Genomic DNA, 20,090 nt, shown 5'->3' with positions numbered 1-20,090 from the left:
CGCTACCCCTAATATTGAAAATATCTTACACTGGTTTTATCTCAAGCAAGGTCAGTGTTATATGCTAAATATTATTCAATCAAACCGGATGGAAGCCCTGCAAGCGCAGTTCCACCAGCTGTTAAAAGTAAACCCATTGCAAAGCCCGTTCGACAAAGAAGTAGTGCTAGTGCAATCGCCGGGTATGTCGCAGTGGTTAAAAATAGGTTTGAGCGAAAACTTAGGGGTTGCGGCGCAGGTAGATTTTCCGCTGCCGTCGAGCTTTATTTGGCAGTTGTATCAGCAATTACTGCCAAATGTCCCTAAAGAGTCGGCATTTAATAAGCCCAACCTTGCTTGGAAGCTGTTTGCCATTTTACCCATCTGTATTGATGAGCCGCTATATTTACCGCTAAAAACCTATTTAGAGGGCGATATTGACGGGCAAAAAACCTTTGCGTTATGCGAAAAAATAGCCGATGTGTACGACCAATATTTAATGTACCGACCGCACTGGATAGCCACATGGGATAGCGGCAAAGATGAGCTTGATGACGTAGATGTAACCATTGCCCCATGGCAGCCTGACTTATGGCGACGCATTGTAAAACTAAGCCAAGACCTTGGGCAAAGCCAATTTCATCGCGCTAATATGCAAGGGCAGTTACTAGCAGCACTTGAGACTATGGACAATAGCTTACTGCCACAACGCATTAGTTTATTTGGTATATCGGCGATTGCCAGCTCCCAGCTTGAGGTGTTTGAAGCGCTGAGTAAAAAAACCGAGGTTATATTATTCTTTTTTAACCCAAGTGAGCATTACTGGGGCGATATTATAGATGAAAAAACAGCAGCTAAAATAAGCGCTAAATACGCCAAAATGCCGCTGGTGGAAGCGCAACAAAAAAAACAAACCAACCCAGATGAAGAATACTACTTTATAGGTAATCCGTTGTTATCGTCGTGGGGTAAATTAGGTCGCGACTATTTTGAACAACTTGTACAGTTAGATGCCCGTTGGATTGATGGTTTTATTGATGTGTTTGACGACACCTTGCTAGGGCAAGTACAAAGCGAGATTTATCAGCTTGCGTTTAAAGGCGAATCACTGACCGATAACAAAGAGTGGTTTATAAACGACGAAGGTAAATTACCAATCAGCGCAACCGACACCAGTATTACGCTCAGCGATTGCCATACACCGCTTAGAGAAGTTGAGCGCTTGCACGACTACTTACTTAACTTGTTTAATCAAAACCCAACGCTTACCCCCAAAGACATAATTGTCATGATGCCCGATGTAGGCACTTACAGCCCTTATATTGAAGCCGTATTTGGCGGGGCACAAGGCAGCCGCTTTATTCCTTACGCATTGGCCGATTTAGCCATAGAGCAAGAAAAGCCTGTCCTTAGTTCATTTGCGAGTTTAGCTAACTTACCGTTTTCGCGCTTTGGTGTGTCGGATATTCTCGATTTATTACAAGTGACGCAAATAGCCGAAAAATTTGGGCTTGAAGCACACGAATATGAGCAAATTCAATACTGGCTTGAACGTGTAGGGGTTAAATGGGGTATAAACGCAGCGCATAAAAGCAGCTTTGATTTGCCCGCTATCGATTTAAATACCTGGCAACATGGGCTCAACCGTTTACTGCTTGGTATTGCCATGCGCGACGAACAATGCCCTTTTAACGGCATTTACAGCGCTGATGAAGTAGAAGGTATGGCGCTTGATACACTCAATAAGCTCGTGCACTTTATTGATGTACTGCAAAGCTTTAAAGAGCAGCTAACGCCCGACGATACGCTCACTAATAAAGCGCATATTTTAAGCGAGCTATTAAACGCCATATACGAAAGTGAAAGCGACGACAGCTGGGATTTATTAGTACTTCAAAACGTGCTCGAAGAGTTACAAAAACACCACGACAACGGCGATTACAGCAAGGCGGTTTCGCAGCGTATTGTTAGTTACTTAGTTAAACAAGGCATTCAAGAAAAAGGTGTAGGGCAGCGGTTTTTGGTCGGGCAAGTAAACTTTTGTACGCTTATGCCCATGCGCGCCGTGCCATTTAAAGTGGTATGTATGCTGGGCTTAAATGATGCCGACTACCCACGTAACGTACAACCCATTGGTTTTGACTTAGTGCCTTACTCTAAAAAGCAAAAAGGTGACCGATCACGTAAATTAGATGACCGTTACTTATTTTTAGAAGCGCTATTGAGTGCCCGCGACAACCTATACATGAGTTACATTGGTCGCTCGTGTTTTGATAACCAACCGCGCATGCCATCAACGCTTGTAAGTGAGCTGTTAGAGTATATTGGGCGTAGTTTTGTATTAAGCGATAAAAGCGAAAAAACGCTGCCCGCATGTCTAATCAATCAGCAGCATTTACAGCCCTTTAATAGCCATTATTACTTAGCCGATGAGCAAGCCAATACTGTGCTGAGCAACCACAGTTACAATCCAATTTGGCTGCCAAGTGAGTCAATTAAACCAGAGCCAGTTATTGCACTTGATGTGACTGTGCCAGAGCAGCTAGATCTAGATGTGTTTATTAGAAGTGTGTGCAGCGCACAAGAGAGCTTTTATCAGCAAACATTAGGTTTACGCCTGCCACAATTTAACGAAGTAGCAAAAGACGAAGAGCCATTTAGTTTAGATGCGCTGCGCCGTTATTTTTACCTTGATGAAATACTTAAAGCCAATATAAACGAGCAACCACTAAGTACCGAGCAAATACTGCAGCGGGGTGAGTTACCTCAAGCTAATGTAGGCAGCCTCATATTTGAAAGTATGGAGCACCGAGTTGATGCGCTTGCAGGGCAAGTAAAAGAGCATATTAAAGGCGGGAAAAGTGAGCCAATAGAAGTTTTGCTTACCATTGAAGGCACTAAAATAGAGGGCTGGCTCAATCATGTGTATTTGCAAAAACAAGTGTTTTACCGCAGTGCGAGTATTAAAGCGAAAGATTTAATTAAAGGCTTTATTTATCACCTCGCAGCGCAAAGTATGGATCAACAAGTAGAAACATTGTTACTTGGGCTCGATAAGCAAATTACCTTTGCGCCAATTAATAAAGCTGATGCCGATGCATTGCTGCTTGATTGGTTTGAGTTATACAAAGCACTGCGCGCAGAGCCTGTGCCATTTTTTCCGGTAAGTGGTTATGAGTACGTTAAAAGCGGCGGCGATATAATAAAAGCAATGAGCAAATTTAGCCCGCAATACATAGGGCGAGGCGAGGGCGAAAACCCGTATATTCGCTTAACGGTGCAATCGCTAAACGACTGCCAAGAAGAATTTATAAAATGGAGTGATAAATTGCTCACGCCTTTATTTGAACACGCAAAGGAGAGTGACCATGCAAGCGCTTAATCCTCTTACTATGCCGCTCATTGGTCAAAGTTTAATAGAAGCCAGTGCGGGTACTGGTAAAACTTATACAATTACGGGGCTGTATTTACGTTACTTACTAGGTATGCAAATAGAAGGTGAGTTAAATACGCCGCTCAGTGTTGAGCAAATTTTGGTAGTAACCTTTACCGACGCTGCCACCCAAGAAATTAAAGACCGCGTGCGCAGCCGAATTATTGCTGCGCGCGACGCATTGCTTGGGCAAGACCCAAACGACGAACTCATTGAAGGCGTAATTGCCAAAATTGATGATAAGCACCGCGCCTTTGATTTACTCGATGCAGCTGCTAAATCAATGGACGAAGCCGCTATTTTTACTATTCATGGCTTTTGTCAGCGGATGCTAAAGCAACATGCGTTTGAGTCGGGTGTGGCGTTTAATCTAGAATTTATTTTAGATGAGCGCGACATATTACTCGAAACTATTAAAGATTTTTGGCGGGCATTTGTATACCCACTTAATAAAGAACGCACCGATGCTATTTTAGATGTATTTGCCGCACCCGAGGCTTTATTCGCTCAAGTGGCGAGCATTTTAAACAAAGCTAATGCGCACATTACGCCCCAAATAAATTTAGATGATGTATGGAGAGCCCGTGACGAGTACATAACCCGTGTGCCTGCATTTAAAAAAGCGGTGTTAGAGCAAGAGTTTATCGGTGCTATTAAAAGCTCGGGTTTAAGCGGGTCTAAAACGCCAGCACGAAAAGGCAGCCTTGGTGCGCTTGAGGCATTTTGTTTAGGCGGCGATTTGTTTTTTGAATTTGGCACTAACAAGTATTCGTTTGAAGTGTGGAGTACAGAAAACTTAAGCGATGTAAGCAATTATAAAAAAAATCAGCCATTATTCGTGCATCCATTACTGAGTCAGTTTGACGAGCTTGCCGCCCTTAATAACACCATAAACCAAGGGCTCAAAATAGCGGTTGTACAACATGCAGCACGCTGGGTAAAAGCCGCAATAGTTAAGCGCAAGCAAGAGCAAAGCGTTATCACCCCAGATGACTTATTGACCAATTTACACAGTGCGCTTAATAACGAACAAGGCGACGTACTAGCGCAAAAAATTGCGCAGTTGTTTCCGGTTGCCATGATTGATGAATTCCAAGATACCGATCCGATTCAGTACGGTATTTTTAGTAAAATTTATGGGCAACAAAATACCACGCTTGCCATGATAGGCGACCCCAAGCAGGCTATTTATGGCTTTAGGGGCGCAGATGTTTTTACGTACATTGGTGCAAAAGAAGCTGTACAGACTGATCAGCAATTTACGCTGGGGACTAACTTTCGCTCAAGCACTGATATAGTAAATAGCGTTAATAGTTTATTTGGCAAACACGCTAACAGCTTTATTTATAACGACGCTATACCGTTTAACGCAGTAGCTGCTAAAGGTAAAAAAGCGGAAGACTCTTTTTTAATTGATGGCAAACCCGCGACCGCATTCGAATTTAATGTATTTGTGGATGAAGCCGCAGACGAAAAAAACAAACCAACCAACAAAGGTGTAGGGCAAGCACATTTAGCCACTCACTTTGCTAATAAAATAGTGACCCTGCTTGAAAAAGCAAAACAAGGGGACGCGTGTATTGGCAGTACCCCTGTAAGCGCTGCCGATATTTGTATATTAGTGCGCGACCGTGTTGAAGCGCAAATAATGAAAAAAGCGCTTAGCGAAGCCAAAATAGCCAGCGTGTATTTATCGCGCGAGAGCGTTTTTAGCCAAGAGCTTAGCCATCACCTACTTAACTTTTTAACAGCGCTGCATGGTCAATATGACGAGTCATTGCTGCGCGGTGTTTTAGCGGGTCCATTATTTTGTTTAAGTTATAACGAAATACATGCACTCGCCGATGATGAAAATAAATGGCAAGACTACTTAAACTTTTTTGCACAACTTAGCCACATTTGGAACAAGCAAGGCGCTATGGCAATGCTTGAGCGCTTAATGAGCCATAATCAGCTTAGCGCTAAATGGCAAGGATTGGGATATAACGTTGAGCGTTGGCTGACGGACTTTAGGCACTTGGGTGAAATACTTCAGCAAAAACAAATAGAGCTTGAAGGCACGCTGCGTTTGCTGCGCTGGTTTGCACAAAAGGTAAGCCAACAAGACGGTGAAACAGTACAGGTGCGCCTAGAAAGTGACGCCAACTTAGTTAAAATTGTCACTATGCATGCCTCAAAGGGGCTTGAATACCCTTTGGTATTTATGCCGTTTGCCAGTGGCTATCGCGAAACAAAAGAAGCGCTTTATCACAATAACGGCAAGCTAGTTTACGATTTAAGTAAAGACGAAGATGCACTGCAAAAAGCAGAGCAAGAGCGCTTAGCTGAAGATTTACGCCTGCTGTATGTAGCACTTACTCGCGCTGTGCATTTTTGTGCGCTTGGTGTTTATAACATTGGGCAAGGGCAAAGTAGCCGCTTAGCAATGCAAAGTAGTGCACTAGGGCATGTTTTATTTGCAGGGCTTGAGCTTGCCAGTAGCCAAACATGGCGCACGCATTTAAGTGAGTTTTGCGACGCTAATAGCGCGATGAGCTATCAGCAATTTACCTCGCAAACGTTATTAGAACAGGGAAAGCTTTGTTTTAGTAATAGTAAAATTGCGCAGCAAACATTAAGTGTTAATAGAGTAACGGCAAATATTGAGCGTAACTGGCGAGCAACCAGCTTTAGTGCGTTGAGCTTTAAAAAGCACAGCGACCAATTAGCCCCAGGGCGAAGTGATGAAGATCACGAAAAAGACGAGTTTGCAGTGCAAGAGGACGAACTGCCATCACCTTATAGTTTTCCTAAAGGGCCAAAGCCGGGTAGCTGTTTGCATGAAATATTTGAACAAATAGATTTTATTAGCCCAATAGTTCACTCAACTAATACCGAGCAAAACTTATCTGAGGTAGTTAAGCGCAGTCTTGAAAAGTATCACATAAGTGAGCAATGGCGAGAAGTGGCTGAAAAGTGGGTACTCGATGTTCTTGCGTGTCCCCTAGATAAAAGCTCTCTAGAAAACAGCCTTCTTTCATTAGGTGTGCTTACACCAAGCGACTGCCTAGTCGAAATGGAGTTTAATTTACCACTTGAGAGCTTAAGCGCACCTAAGCTAAACGAAATGCTGGTTAAACATTTTGGCTTTACGCAAAGTAAGCTTGAATTTTCACAAGTAAAAGGCTTGTTAAAAGGCTTTGTCGATTTAATATTTTGCTATCAAGGCAAATATTATATTTTAGATTATAAGTCTAATTACTTAGGCAGTACGCCAGCTGATTACGAAGGCGATATGCTTGAGCAAGCAATGAGCAGTCATCAGTATCATTTACAGTATTTAATCTACACGGTAGCGCTGCATCGTTTATTAAAACAACGTATAGCTGATTACTCGATAGAAACCCATTTAGGCGGCGTGTATTACACGTTTTTACGTGGAATGCCGGCAGGGCAAGGCGTGTACTTTAAAAAGCTAACTGTAGAGCAAGTAACTATTTTAGATGGCTTATTTAGCCAAGGAGCTATGCTATGAGTGATTTAAATGAGCAACCTGGCTTGTTTGACGATATTGACGAGACACTTAATAATGAAGCCGCAGAGCCTCTTACTTCAAAAAATGTAGCACAAGATGCCCCATTAGAGGACATTGTGTTAAATAATACGATTACCGAAGTCCCGTTACTTGAGTATTTATTAGCGCAAAATCGACTGCGTGTAGTTGATGTGAAGCTCGCTGAATTACTGTGTGCTAATGACATTGAGCAAACTCACAATGAACTGTTTTATATTATTTTATTGCTGTGCTTATCGCAGCAAAGCCAGCATAGCTGCCTAACTTTAAATGAGGTTGATTGGAGTAATCCTTTTAACTTGCGCAACAGTGACTTTAATAAACTCGATGGCAATGTACCCAGTACGCTAAGCCCGTTTAGTGATGATTTTAATGTACACACAGCGCTTAGTTATTTACAAAGCCATGAAAGCGTAGGCGAAAATAAACCACTGCAACTGTTTAACGAGCGACTTTATTTTGCGCGTCTTGCCGGTTATGAGCAAACACTTGCTGACAGATTATTAAGTATGAGCGAGCGAAAGCTCAATATTAACAACGAAGTATTGGCTGAACTTTTAAATACCTATTTTCCTGCAGATTCTGCAATTGAAACTGATTGGCAAAAAGTGGCATGTGCGATTGCTGCCACCAAAGGCTTTAGCGTGATCACGGGGGGTCCTGGCACAGGTAAAACTACCACAGTGACTAAGTTACTGGCTATTTTACAGTCACTTTATAAAACCGCGCCCCTTAGTATTAAGCTGGTGGCCCCTACAGGTAAAGCCGCTGCACGTTTAAGTGAGTCTATTTTGGGCGCTAAAAATAAGCTCACAACGATTCCTGATGATATAAAAACGCTGATCCCGCAAAGCGCTCAAACTATTCATCGCTTATTGGGTGTAAAACCGTTTACTAATAAATTTAGGCATAACAAAAGTAATCCGCTGCATTTAGATGTACTAATTATTGATGAAGCCAGTATGGTCGATTTATCGCTGATGGCTAAATTAATAGAAGCACTTCCTGCGCACGCGCGATTAATACTCCTAGGTGACAAAGATCAGCTTGCCTCGGTAGATACCGGCAGCGTAATGAGCGATTTATGCCAAGGTTTAACACTTGGGCAAACGCCAAGCTACTCGCAAGCACGTTGTGATGAGCTAAATAGCTTATGTTTTAATAATGAGCCTAAGCTCGTAGCGCAAAGCGTGAGTGAATTTAAACTCGCAGATTGCATTGCCTTTTTACAACACAGTTATCGATTTGATGCACAAAGCGGCATTGGTCAACTCGCACTTGCGGTAAACACCAATAACACCGGTATTTTAAATTACGTAGAGCAAGAAAGTAGTGAAGGGCGCTTTAACGATGTAATTTTAGATTACGACTTTGTAGCAAAACCAATTGAAAAGCTCGTTAAAAGTGCAGCAAGTCATTATGCAAAGTACCTTAACTTAATAGCTCAAGGTGCAAGTGTTGCACAGGTGCATGCTGCTTTTGCTAGTTATCAGCTTTTAGCTGCGGTACGAGAGGGCGATTACGGCGTTCATAGCTTAAATCAACGAATAGAGCGCGTGTTGCAACAGCAAGGTTTAATTACCGTAAGTCCTAATACTCACCACTACACGGGTATGCCTATTATGGTGAGCCAAAACGATTATCAACTTAAGTTATTTAACGGTGATATTGGTATTTTAATGCCCGATGAAAGTAATCAACTCAAAGCCATATTTATTGATGAGCAAGGTAATCAACGAGCATTTTCGCCAGCACGACTCCCTGCGCACGATAAAGTCTATGTAATGACTATTCATAAATCACAAGGTTCAGAGTTTAGCTACACAGCCATGGTACTGCCACCGCTAAAACAAGCGCGCATGGGTATTAACAGGCAATTAGTGTATACGGGAATAACCCGTGCTAAAAACACCTTTGAGCTGGTGGCTGATAAAAAAGTACTACAACTAGCGATGAATAAAAGCGTATCGAGAGCGTCTGGATTGTATGAAAGATTAAAGTTTGAGAATTAAAGGTTCTGCTGGGACATAGAAGTTATTTTATTGATGTATCCACATATTTGCAGATACCAGTGTTTATGTATTGGCTATTTTAAAACTTTCTGAATCTAGTAATTAAAGCTCTTATTATTTATCGCGTTATAAATAATATCTTCTATAATAAAATTAATTTCATTTCATATCGAATGTATTAGTAGGGATATTAATGTTTTTTTCTAAAAATAAACAAAACGAAATAGCTTCTCTAAAAGCTGAACTTTACCCATTACAACAAGTATGGGAAGGGCTTTACCGAGAGATGTTAGTACTAAACATTCTTTATGATGGCCGAATTTCGCACGCCAATGATAAGTTTTTAGAAAACCTAGGCTACAGTGAAGATGATCTAACTAATAATTCTTTTGACGATTTTATTACAGATTCGTCTCGTCAATCTTCAGAATTTAAAAGCCTGCAGCAAGCTATTAAAAAAGAAGGGCATTGGGGCGGTGCATTGCAAGTTATGCGCAGCGATGGTAAAGCTGAATGGTTACGTTTAATAGTACATCCAGTAAAAGGGGAGCAAGATCAGTTGCTCTATTTTTCTATATTCGGAAGTGTACTTACAAAAACAATTACGGCTTCTCGTGAGCAAAGCGATACTATTAAAGCGATATATCGCTCTATGGCGGTAATTGAATTTGATTTAGAAGGCCATGTATTAAAAGCAAATGATCAGTTTTTAGCTGCAATGGGCTATCAAGAAAGCGAAATCCTTGGCAAACATCACCGCACTTTCTGCGAAGCTTCAGAGGCTAACTCACAAGAGTACTTACAATTTTGGGCTAAATTGAGAGAAGGTAAGTTTATTGCTGAGCGTTTTAAGCGCGTAGATAAACATGGCAACATTGTTTGGCTAGAAGCGTCATATAACCCAATCTCAAATGACGCGAATGAGCTTTATAAAGTGATGAAGTTTGCAACTGTTATCACTGATCAAGTAAATCAAGAAATTGCGATATCACAAGCTGCCGAAATTGCTTATAGCACCTCAACCCAAACTGATAAAAAAGCAGAGCAAGGCGCGAGCGTTATACAAGATACAGTCGCAGTAATGACTGAGCTGGCTATTAACATGGAGCAAGCTGCAAATGAAATTTCAGCGCTTGATCAGCAGTCGCAACAAATATCGAGTATTGTACAAAGCATTAGTAGTATTGCTGAGCAAACAAATTTATTAGCATTAAATGCCGCAATTGAAGCGGCAAGAGCTGGCGAGCAGGGGCGAGGCTTTGCTGTGGTTGCAGATGAAGTGCGATTGCTTGCATCGCGTACCTCAAAAGCAACAGAAGAAATTGTAGAAGTTGTACAGCGCAACCAATCACAAACCCAAAATACGGTGGCTGTAATAGAAAAAGGTAAAGAGAAGGCAGAGCAAGGCTTGGCGTTATCTAAAGAATCTGGTGAAGTGATGCAAGAGATCCAACAAGGTGCACAAGAAGTTGTAAATGCGATTGGGCAATTTACCAGTGAACTTAAAGCTAACGGTTAGATTAGCTTCGTCCTTATTCTAAAGCGGGCACTTTCAATGGTATCCGCTTTAATCTTACTACCCTCAATATACCCCTTGAAACCCATCTAATAATTTCAAATTTAACAACTATACCTCTATTAACTCATTAATCAGTATGAAATAAGTTTCTTCTCTTCTCTAAATGATAATAAGTTGTTGCATTTTTATTCGTTGTTCCTAATACTAGAGTCTGTTGATCTTTCAAGGTTAAATTTGCAGCAGTCTGTTTGGTATTTAGGCAAGGCAGAGCCTAAGTAGTGTGGTTGTTCCCCATAAATAGGCGATAACGTAGCATTAATGCCAAACAGACGCTGCCCAAAGGGTACTTCCTAGAGGCTATTTACTCTTTGTTGCTCGGTTTTTACTTATTCTTACATGGATGTAAGCCAGTAGAGTAACGCAGGAGCAGTTACCGAGCCCACTAGGTTACAAATCTCGCGCCGTGATTAAATAGCCTCTAGTTTGAACAAATTTTAATCCGAAAAGAACAACAGACCCTAGTGAACACCTAAGCTGACAAGCTTATGTAAACCAACATGAATACCTTAAATGATAATAAAATATTAAGTACACAACATTAAGGAATTGTATGAACAACACAAAGCGCACACACAAATTAATTAAGCCAAGCCACCTAATTGGTGCGGGGTTAGCTATGTTAATGAGCTTTTCTGCAGCGAGTAAAGACTACAAAATTATATTAATTCATGGGTTACAAACTTCGCAAATAACAAATAAGTCGGGTAGTGATGTAATCAATGATGGTGAAACATATTGGCAATCGTACTGGAATAATCGTGCAGATGAGCGAATTGATTGGCCTGCTTATGAACGTATTGAAGGTAAAATTGCTACCGATTGGGTGTGGCCAAAGCTAAAGCAAATTTCACGCTCTAATTTATGCAGTGATGGCTGTGTATTTGTAACACATTCAACAGGAGACTTAGTTGCACGCCATATTATTGATAATCAAGAAAACTGGTTAGAAAACGAAGGCTTAGAGCCGCTTAATATTGTTGCTACGTTTGATTTGGCAGGCGCGGGTGGTGGAAGTGAGCTGGCTGACGTAGCTGTTAGTGCTTTAACTGGCGCATCATGGAACTTTGCGGTCGATGCTGCACTCAAATGGTGGCTAGGAAGTGATGTAACCGAAGCTGTTGGTGTATTACACGATTTAAAAGTGAATAATGCACGTAAAATTTCACCATTCCCAGATGCACGTACGCCACGTTTACGCTTTGTTGCCGATGGAAATGCATATTTGGGTTTAACGGGTGGTTTTTTAAAAGGCAATGATGATTCGGTTGTTGCATCGCACTCTTCATGTGGTGCCAGTTCGGCTGGCTCGTTTGGAAGTTGTAGCAGCAGTATTGATACAAATGGCCATTTAAAATCGCAAGGTGATGCAGTAAGTAGCTTTATGCCAAACCATTATCCAATGATGATGAGTGACAGTTATAGCCATAACGAAATACATAACGCGCAGCGAAAAGGTAATGTAACAATAGCCATGAATAACGTAAATGTGGAAGGTGACACTGTAGGTTTTAATACGTTTGATAAAACTACAGGTAGTTGGTTTTGGAAAAAACAATATCGTTATATTAAGGATTCAAATAATTTAAGCGCATCAGCACTTATTTATAATGTGATTCCATAACATACAAGGCGTGTAGTTAAAAACTATACGCCTTATAAAAGATTGAAATATAAAAATGAAAAAATTTTATGTCGTTGCTTTAATTATTAGCACTATTTTATTCTCGCTATGGTTTACAGGTAAAAATGATGCTCATAAAGTTGTTGAGCCAATAACACCTCAGGTTAAACACAGTGCGAGCGTAGCTGATTTATCGCCTGTAAAAGTGATCCCTATAGATGTACCTACAGCAAAAAAAACACAATCAAAAAAACAAATCGCGTTTAATGAAGACTTAACAAAAGCAGCGCAGCAAGTGGTTATGCAATATGAAAGTGCACTTAAATTTCCTCCTTATTCTCAGCCATTGAGTCCATTAGATGAAGATCGATTAAAGCCAAATCAATTCTACCCGGTATCGAGCCCTATTGATGAAAGTGGCGATGCTTTAACGTTAAGTCTTAAGCAATATCGTTTTGTATACCCAGAAGAAATAACAATAAAGATAAGCGCTCAAGGGCTTGGAAAAGTGGTCGTTGAACTTGCAAATACAGATACAAAAGAAGTGTTAAATACCCATACAGGCAATGCGCGTGACGGTGAAGCAATTATTACATTTGAAGAGGATGAAGATTACCCTCGTAGCTTACAAGTGTTTGTAGAGGGCGATGTTGACGGTAAAAAAGTCCCCGTAGTTGCGCAAATTCAATATATGCCGCCGAGTGCAACTTTAACAGGTTTTGAAACTGCTTATGCACAAAACGAAAATATGATTTTGCCAGCTAACATAGCGGTAGTAAAAAGTGGTTTGTATCGTGTTAGGGCTAATTTATACAGTGGCGATACACCACTTGCTCATTTAGTATCTAAAGAGCGGTTAACGAAGGGAAGGCAAACTCTTAATTTGAAAGCCCACTGGTCGGTATTACCACAAGGCATTACAGATATGCGCTTAAGCGACTTTGTTATTGAGAGAATGTCGCCAAGCCCAGGCGAGCGAAACAGCTTTGGGAATAGTGAAATAAGTCACTTTGATATTAACGATTTTTCGTACGATAGCTTGCAGCAATTACCATATCAGGCTAATGCACAAGAAAAGTTAAGTTTGGAATTTTTACAAGGCTTAGCTGAGAGTTAAAAATAGAACGCAATGCTGAATTGGTAAATTTAAGGGGGTTGTACATAAATACAACCCCCTTAAATTTGTTAGCTTAGATTTATAGTAACTACACTTGGCGCTTCTTGTTCATCAAGCTCATTAGCAACAGGCACTTTAGGAATATCTGGTTTATCAAGGGCTATATCGCCACCATCAATTACTTCACCTGTTTGTAAGTTTTTAAAATCAAACAAGTCGGCGTCAGCTAAATGTGAAGGCACTATGTTTTGCATTGCTGTAAAAATGCTTTCAATACGACCTGGGTGCTCCGCATCCCATTTAGCGAGCATTGTTTTTGTATGTTTACGCTGTAAGTTTTCTTGCGAGCCACATAGGTTACACGGAATGATAGGGTAACCTTGTACAAATGCGTATTGGCTTATGTCGCTTTCTTTACAGTATGCAAGTGGGCGAATAACCATATGCTCGCCGTTATCACTCATTAATTTAGCCGGCATACTTTTTAGCTTTCCGCCGTAAAACATATTTAAAAACAATGTTTCAATCATGTCGTCACGGTGATGCCCAAGGGCTATTTTAGTAGCGCCTAGTTCTTTTGCTGTGCGGTATAAAATACCACGACGTAAGCGTGAGCAAAGTGAACACGTTGTTTTACCTTCAGGGATAATATCGGTAACAATACTGTAAGTATCTTCTTCTACAATTTTGTATTCAACATTTAATTTATCAAGATACTGGGGTAAAACATGCTCAGGAAAATCAGGTTGTTTTTGATCAAGATTTACAACAACTAGGTCAAACTTTATAGGTGCTACACGTTTTAAATGTTGAAGCATTTCAAGCATTGTGTAGCTATCTTTGCCGCCAGAAAGGCATACCATTATACGGTCACCTTCTTCAATCATATTGAAGTCCATAACGGCTTGACCAGTTTGGCGACGTAAACGCTTTTGCAGCTTATTTAAGTTAAATTGAGCTTTAGCTTGATCTGAGTGTGACAATTACGCCCCCTAGTAAAACAATACAGCAAAGTTATTTGCTAAAAATAAAGGGGCGTATTATACCCAAACCACCTGAATATGCGAGTTTAGGATGTAATTAAAATTGATTTAAACATGCCTTATTAACACGTAAAAATAACTCGCTTATAACTTATACATAAGGCTTAAAATTAATCCTTTGCCATAGGGCTCACGTAACCATCGGGTTTGAGTGCCAGTACATCACAGTCTAGGCTATCAATTACATGCTCTGCTGTATTACCTACAAGAGCGGCACTTAAGCCAGTACGGCCAACAGTGCCAATAACAACTAACTCGCTATTAAGGCGCTTAGCTATATCAGGGATTACATCCTCTGGTAGGCCTTCTTCAATAAAACATTGCTCTGGGCTTAAATTAAACTCTGCAGCAAGTGCATTGGTTGATTCATGGTGATGCTTTTTAACTGATTCGTTATAAAGCCCAGGATTAAATTCAGGAATTTCTATTGCTATATTAATGGGCGTTGCAGGAAAGGCATTAACTAAATTAAGCTTTGCGTTGGCAAGTTCACATAAATATTGTGCGTCTTTAATAACGCGTTTATTAAGTGCTACATGTTCTTCATTTTCACTTACTGCATTTACTGCAGCTAAAATATTACCGTTTGCTGGCCACGCCATTTCTTTCACAAATAATACTGGAGCGGGGCACTTACGCACTAAATGCCAGTCTGTTGGGGTAAAAATAACTGATTTAAGTGCACCATGTTGGTGTGTGCTTTTAATTACTAAATCGTATTTTTGCTCAATTACAGTGTTTATTATGGCTTCGTAAGGACGATTATGCCAAACCACTTGGGTTTCAATATTTATATCTTTGTAAGGAGAAACTAAATCGTTTAGCCATAGCTGGCGATCTTTTAGTACGGCATCGCGCATTGCTTCGCGTTCATCGCCAGATAGCATAGTAGTCATTTCGTAAGAGAAGTCGTAAACCGTCATAAAGGCGGTAATACTTGCGCCAGATTTTTTAGCTAAATCTATTGAACGTGCTAAACCGTGTTGATCATCTTTGGTGGGGTCAATAACCGCAATAATGCGTTTAATAGTGTTCATATGCTACTCCATTTACCTAACGGGTGTACATTTAGTGTAACGTAAATATAAAACAGTTAAAGGGGTAGCATATAAATTGTTGTTCTAAATCAAACTATTTAATTTAGCGAGGCTTAACTATCGCCGCTGTTTTAGCCAAGGCATCATTATCTAAAATTGTAATAAATTTACCCTCTACTTTAATTAAGTCCGCTTTTTGAAAACGACTTAATAAACGGCTAATCGTTTCTACAGTTAGACCTAAGTAATTACCAATTTCGCCACGAGTCATTGTAAATCTAAATTCTTTACGCGAGAAACCACGCTCACCAAAACGCTCCGACAAGTTATAAATAAAACTAGCTAAGCGTTCCTCTGCTGATTTTTTATTGAGTAATAGCAGCATTTCTTGATCGTATGTAATTTCACTGCTCATTAAGCGCATTATTTGTTGGCGAAGCTTTGGTAATTTTCCTGATAGTTCATCAAGAGTATCGAATGGGATTTCGCACACCATTGACGTTTCAAGTGCTTGCGAAAAACTGGGATGAGTCATTTTACTTATTGCGTCAAAACCAACTAGGTCGCCCGCTAAATGAAAGCCGGTAATTTGCTCATCACCTCGCTCCGATAACGTGTACGATTTAAATGAACCAGAACGAACTGCATAAATAGCCTGTAAAGGTGCACCTGATTCAAATAGATAGTCGCCTTTATGGAGTGGTTTTTTTCGCTCAATAATTTCGTCAAGCTTGTCCATTTCTTGGCCATTGAGTGAAAATGGCAAACACAATTGACTAATACTGCAGTTATTACAGCTAATAGCACAATTACCTTTAGCGCGACTTTGAGAGAAATCCATAATTTAATCCGTTTAAATTTTTATACACGACTGCAAAATAACCTTAAAGGTTAATAATGCGAATAGATTAATGTACCAGTTTGTCAGTTGCAATAATCAATAAGTAGATACCATACCAAATTATAACACTGCCTAATACAATTCGGGTCCATGGATGGTTAATAATCGTATTTAGTTTTTGCGCGGTAACGCCTAATGTGATCATCGCGGGAAAAGTACCCAAAGCAAAGCAAAGCATAACTAAGGCACCGTCAAGGGCACTTGGGCTAGTCATCGCCCATGTAAGCGCTGAGTATACAAGTCCGCATGGCAGCCATCCCCACAAAGCACCGTAACCTAGGGCTTTAAAAGGAGAGTTAATAGGCATTAAATATTTATTTAGTTTAACAATGTGTTGCCACACCAAGGTTTTGCCTATTTTCTCTAACCATTGCAAAGTAGGGCCCAAGCGCATTATATACACGCCAACGAGGAGCATAAAAATAGCTGCAATGAACGAAAGTACTAAAGAGAAGGAGGTGTTTTGCCTTGCAAATTGGCTGCTAATACCAGCAACAAGTGCGCCTGCTGCCATATAGCTCAGTGCACGTCCAATATTATAAGCAAATGAATAGGTAAATGTTTTACGTTTGTCACTTGCCAGTTGTAATGAGCTTACAATACCACCACACATAGCAATGCAATGACCGCTACCGATTAGTCCCATTAAAAATGCGCTGGTATAAAGAGGGTCAATCATTACTTTTGTTATGTTGCTCTTTGTCATCTTCAAACAAAATACTATGACCTTGCTTGTTTAAATCCGAAAACTGCTCGCTTTTCACTGCCCAAAAGAAAACACCAATAGCAATAATGACGAACAAAATGGCGATAGGGATCAAAATGTAAATTATGCTCATAACTTTAATAGCCTTAGTGAATTACTAATCACAATAATTGAGCTGGCAGACATGCCAATAACAGCCATCCAAGGAGCAACTAAGCCCAACGCTGCCAGTGGTAATATTGAAGCATTATACAATAAAGACAGCGCAAGATTTTGCTTAATAATACGTCTGGTTTGTTTTGCTACATTAAGTAAGTGACCAATGGAGGCTAAATCGCTATTAAGAAGCACTACATCGGCGCTATTTTTTGATATGTCTGCACCGGTTTCCATAGCAATAGATAAGTGCGCACTGGCAAATACCGGGCTGTCGTTTACACCATCACCTACCATTGCAACCACTTCGTTTTGTGAAGACCATTGCTCAACGGCGGTTTGTTTATCTTGTGGAGAACATCCAAATTGCACACTTTCAAGTTTAAGTTGCTTAGCTACTTTTTGCCCAGCATCTGACGCGTCACCGGTTAACATGTGACACGTTAAGTTTTGCGATTGAAGTGAGTCTATAAGCTTTTTAGCATCGCTTTTCACTTTATCAACAAAGTAAAAACGTGCAACAACTTGCTTATTTATATACAAGCTCGCTTGTGCATTCGATTTTTTGCTATTAAACCAACCACTTTTACCAATTGCGTAATGATTAGTTGCATCTTGTGCGCTAATTCCCAGCCCTGGATGTACTTCAACGTTATTAAGACTGCGGTGAGCTGGCGTAAACTCATCAAATGCACTGGCGATAGGGTGCTCAGAATAACGTTCTAGCATGGCTGCCATATCTAGCACTTGCGCTTTTGTATATTGTTTATCGATTATATCTACTTCATCAAGGCTAAATTTACCTTGCGTAAGTGTGCCTGTTTTATCAAATGCAAATAAAGTAATTTGTGAGAGCGTTTCGAGCACATGCGCTTGTTTTATTAATACGCCTTTGCGGGTAAGCGTTGCCACCGCACATGTAAGCGCGGTAGGTATGGCTAAACTCAGGGCACACGGGCAGGTAGCAACTAAAACCGAAATAGTGATCCAAAATGCGTGTTCAGGATCAATTTGATACCAGCCAATAGCTGTAAGTGAAGCAAATATAAGCAGGCACGCTATAAACCATTGCGCAACTTTATCTGTAATTTCAACCAGTTTAGGGCGCTTGGTTAATGCGTTGTGTTGCAAGCGTATAATTTGATTTAAAAGTGTATTTTGACCAATTTTATTAATTTTTATTTCAATAACGCCGTCGTGGTTAACGCACCCGGCATAGACATTATGGCCAATAAACTTTGTAACGGGTTGATGTTCCCCCGTCATCATTGATTCATCAACCGTAGTTTTACCTTTAATAAGCTCGCCATCGGCAGGAATTGTTTCGCCGGCTTTAATAAGTACTACGTCATTAAGTTTTAGTTTTTTGGCTGCAATTATAAGCTCTTCGCCACTTTCGTTAATAGTGCGGGCTGTTAATGGCAATAATTTTTGTAAATTGGCAGTAAACTCGCTCGCTTTTAAACGCGCTCTAAATTCAAGATATTTACCTAATAACAGTAAAAAGGTAAACATACACACAGATTCAAAATATACTTCGCCGACTTGCATAAATGTGGCGTAACAACTTGCACCAAATGCGCCAAAAATAGCCAGTGATACGGGTAAATCCATATTGAGCTGTTTTGCTTTTAAGCCATTTATAGCATTGGTTAAAAAGGGCAGTGCGCTATATAAAATAACCGGAGAGGCCAGTACCAAGCTGATCCATCTAAAATACTGCTCAAAGTTACTGTCCATGCCTGAAAACATGCCAAAGTACATGGCGAACGCAAACATCATTACTTGCATGGTCATTAAACCAGCAACACCTAAGCGGCGAATATAGGCTTTGGCAGTTTGTTGCTTTTGTTGAGCTTCAATATCTGATTGAAACGGGTAGGCTTTATAACCAATTTTAGCCAAAGAAGTAATAACTTCACTCAATGGGGTGGTGGTTTTGTCCCATTGAATCATCGCGCGGTTGGTAGATGTATTTACATCAACTCGTTTTACAGTGTTTAAGTTTAAGAGTTGCTTTTCGATTAGCCATGCACACGCTGCGCAGGTTATACCTTCCACGCTCAACAATACTTCTGAGATATTATCGTTAGTGGCTATAAATTCGTCTTGAATGTCTTCGTTGTCGTAACTTTTTATAAATGCGAGTTGCTCAGGTACTAGCTGTTCGACCTTTCCAGCACGAACCGTTCGGTATTTATAATAATCGGTCATACCTTGATCAACAATATTTTGCGCAACAGCTTGGCAGCCAATGCAACACATTGGCTGAGCTTTATCGTCAATTATAACGTTTGCGCTAAATCCGTTTGGCACACTTTCAAGGCAATGAAAGCAAGAGTTAGACATAGTTATTACTACTTATAATTAGGAGTAACTAAAACGGTTTGTTCAGTTGGTAACGTTATATTTTCTTTCATTTTCCAACTGCCATCTATTGGCTCAATAAATACTGAATAGGCGCCTTGTGTATACTCATTAAGTAATGCAGTAAATTCCTGATTGGCATTAGGAGTAAGTGTTGCTTCAAAGTCATGCGCTTTAATGGTGCGATGATAAAACGAGAGCTTTAATACATGCACGTTACTGCTGTCGCCTTTTGTAAACTTAAAGCTTACACGCTCGTTGGTTACATTTAATTCGCCATGTAAATAAAGTGCTTTTGCTTTTTCAAACTTAGTCAGTTCTAAGTTTATTGCTTTACCTTTTTTGTAGTAGTCGTCAACAACCATATCTGGACCGTTACCTATTGCCGTAATAAATAAGCTAATACAGCCAATAATGGCAACTAACGGAAAAAAGATTAAAAACCAAGGCCAAAAATTTTTATACCACGGAGTAGGTTGCATAGTGTCTCTAAAATTAGTTTAGGAAGCGTTATTTTATAGGAATTATACGTAAAAGACTAAAAAAAAGCCTCACAGTGGAGGCTTTTTTGATCTGGATTAATCTA

General features: G+C 40.2%; 13 protein-coding genes. 6 read left to right on the top strand and 7 right to left on the bottom strand.

Translation table 11 applies throughout. The features are described from left to right. The first annotated feature begins 61 nt into the window (after positions 1-61). From recC to PARC_RS10755, 6 genes are all read left to right on the top strand, one after another. Positions 62-3,361, top strand: coding sequence for an exodeoxyribonuclease V subunit gamma (gene recC, locus PARC_RS10780; protein ID WP_010554051.1), 3,300 nt, complete (start codon positions 62-64; stop codon positions 3,359-3,361). Next, entirely contained in the window at positions 3,348-6,926 is a 3,579-nt protein-coding gene (recB, locus tag PARC_RS10775; protein WP_010554052.1) for an exodeoxyribonuclease V subunit beta, read from the top strand. The genes recC and recB overlap by 14 nt, the downstream gene beginning before the upstream one ends. Beyond that, complete coding sequence (gene recD / locus PARC_RS10770; protein ID WP_010554053.1) at positions 6,923-8,977, top strand: exodeoxyribonuclease V subunit alpha; 2,055 nt, start codon at positions 6,923-6,925, stop codon at positions 8,975-8,977. The genes recB and recD overlap by 4 nt, the downstream gene beginning before the upstream one ends. A gap of 193 nt (positions 8,978-9,170) precedes the next feature. Then, complete coding sequence (locus PARC_RS10765) at positions 9,171-10,496, top strand: methyl-accepting chemotaxis protein (protein ID WP_010554054.1); 1,326 nt, start codon at positions 9,171-9,173, stop codon at positions 10,494-10,496. Between the two features lie 610 nt (positions 10,497-11,106). Next, positions 11,107-12,177: a hypothetical protein gene (locus PARC_RS10760; RefSeq protein WP_007585627.1), complete on the top strand. Its 1,071-nt coding sequence runs from the start codon at positions 11,107-11,109 to the stop codon at positions 12,175-12,177. Positions 12,178-12,232: 55 nt separating this feature from the next. Next, a complete protein-coding gene (locus PARC_RS10755) occupies positions 12,233-13,294 on the top strand; it encodes a hypothetical protein (protein WP_010554055.1) in 1,062 nt (353 codons plus the stop codon). Between the two features lie 68 nt (positions 13,295-13,362). On the opposite strand, the gene ttcA is transcribed toward PARC_RS10755, so the two are convergent. The 7 genes from ttcA to PARC_RS10720 form a co-directional block, all read right to left on the bottom strand. Then, the gene (gene ttcA, locus PARC_RS10750) at positions 13,363-14,277 is read right to left on the bottom strand and encodes a tRNA 2-thiocytidine(32) synthetase TtcA (protein ID WP_007585631.1); all 915 of its coding nucleotides are present in this window, start codon (positions 14,275-14,277) and stop codon (positions 13,363-13,365) included. 170 nt (positions 14,278-14,447) lie between these two features. Continuing rightward, positions 14,448-15,374, bottom strand: a complete 927-nt coding sequence (gene uspE, locus PARC_RS10745) for a universal stress protein UspE (RefSeq protein ID WP_010554056.1) — start codon at positions 15,372-15,374, stop codon at positions 14,448-14,450. Between the two features lie 103 nt (positions 15,375-15,477). Continuing rightward, entirely contained in the window at positions 15,478-16,215 is a 738-nt protein-coding gene (locus PARC_RS10740; protein WP_007585636.1) for an FNR family transcription factor, read from the bottom strand. Between the two features lie 67 nt (positions 16,216-16,282). Beyond that, complete coding sequence (locus PARC_RS10735; protein WP_010554057.1) at positions 16,283-16,954, bottom strand: sulfite exporter TauE/SafE family protein; 672 nt, start codon at positions 16,952-16,954, stop codon at positions 16,283-16,285. Further along, on the bottom strand, positions 16,947-17,114 hold the full coding sequence (gene ccoS, locus PARC_RS10730; RefSeq protein WP_002963071.1) for a cbb3-type cytochrome oxidase assembly protein CcoS: 168 nt from the start codon (positions 17,112-17,114) through the stop codon (positions 16,947-16,949). Before ccoS ends, PARC_RS10735 begins: the two co-directional genes overlap by 8 nt. Beyond that, entirely contained in the window at positions 17,111-19,486 is a 2,376-nt protein-coding gene (locus PARC_RS10725) for a heavy metal translocating P-type ATPase (RefSeq protein WP_010554058.1), read from the bottom strand. Before PARC_RS10725 ends, ccoS begins: the two co-directional genes overlap by 4 nt. 8 nt (positions 19,487-19,494) lie before the next feature. After that, positions 19,495-19,986: a FixH family protein gene (locus PARC_RS10720; RefSeq protein WP_010554059.1), complete on the bottom strand. Its 492-nt coding sequence runs from the start codon at positions 19,984-19,986 to the stop codon at positions 19,495-19,497. Positions 19,987-20,090 lie beyond the last annotated feature (104 nt).

Origin of the sequence: Pseudoalteromonas arctica A 37-1-2 (genome assembly GCF_000238395.3) — a bacterium.
GTDB lineage: Bacteria > Pseudomonadota > Gammaproteobacteria > Enterobacterales > Alteromonadaceae > Pseudoalteromonas > Pseudoalteromonas arctica.
This window is presented reverse-complemented; position numbering and strand designations above follow the sequence as displayed.

What these genes read in the sequence shown, in the direction of transcription:
- PARC_RS10765 (WP_010554054.1), top strand. Translation starts at nt 9,171, where the DNA reads ATGTTTTTTTCTAAAAATAAACAAAACGAAATAGCTTCTCTAAAAGCT.
- PARC_RS10760 (WP_007585627.1), top strand. Translation starts at nt 11,107, where the DNA reads ATGAACAACACAAAGCGCACACACAAATTAATTAAGCCAAGCCACCTA.
- PARC_RS10755 (WP_010554055.1), top strand. Translation starts at nt 12,233, where the DNA reads ATGAAAAAATTTTATGTCGTTGCTTTAATTATTAGCACTATTTTATTC.
- ccoS (WP_002963071.1), bottom strand. Translation starts at nt 17,114, where the DNA reads ATGAGCATAATTTACATTTTGATCCCTATCGCCATTTTGTTCGTCATT.
- uspE (WP_010554056.1), bottom strand. Translation starts at nt 15,374, where the DNA reads ATGAACACTATTAAACGCATTATTGCGGTTATTGACCCCACCAAAGAT.
- PARC_RS10725 (WP_010554058.1), bottom strand. Translation starts at nt 19,486, where the DNA reads ATGTCTAACTCTTGCTTTCATTGCCTTGAAAGTGTGCCAAACGGATTT.
- PARC_RS10720 (WP_010554059.1), bottom strand. Translation starts at nt 19,986, where the DNA reads ATGCAACCTACTCCGTGGTATAAAAATTTTTGGCCTTGGTTTTTAATC.
- recD (WP_010554053.1), top strand. Translation starts at nt 6,923, where the DNA reads ATGAGTGATTTAAATGAGCAACCTGGCTTGTTTGACGATATTGACGAG.
- recB (WP_010554052.1), top strand. Translation starts at nt 3,348, where the DNA reads ATGCAAGCGCTTAATCCTCTTACTATGCCGCTCATTGGTCAAAGTTTA.
- PARC_RS10735 (WP_010554057.1), bottom strand. Translation starts at nt 16,954, where the DNA reads ATGATTGACCCTCTTTATACCAGCGCATTTTTAATGGGACTAATCGGT.
- recC (WP_010554051.1), top strand. Translation starts at nt 62, where the DNA reads ATGCTAAATATTATTCAATCAAACCGGATGGAAGCCCTGCAAGCGCAG.
- PARC_RS10740 (WP_007585636.1), bottom strand. Translation starts at nt 16,215, where the DNA reads ATGGATTTCTCTCAAAGTCGCGCTAAAGGTAATTGTGCTATTAGCTGT.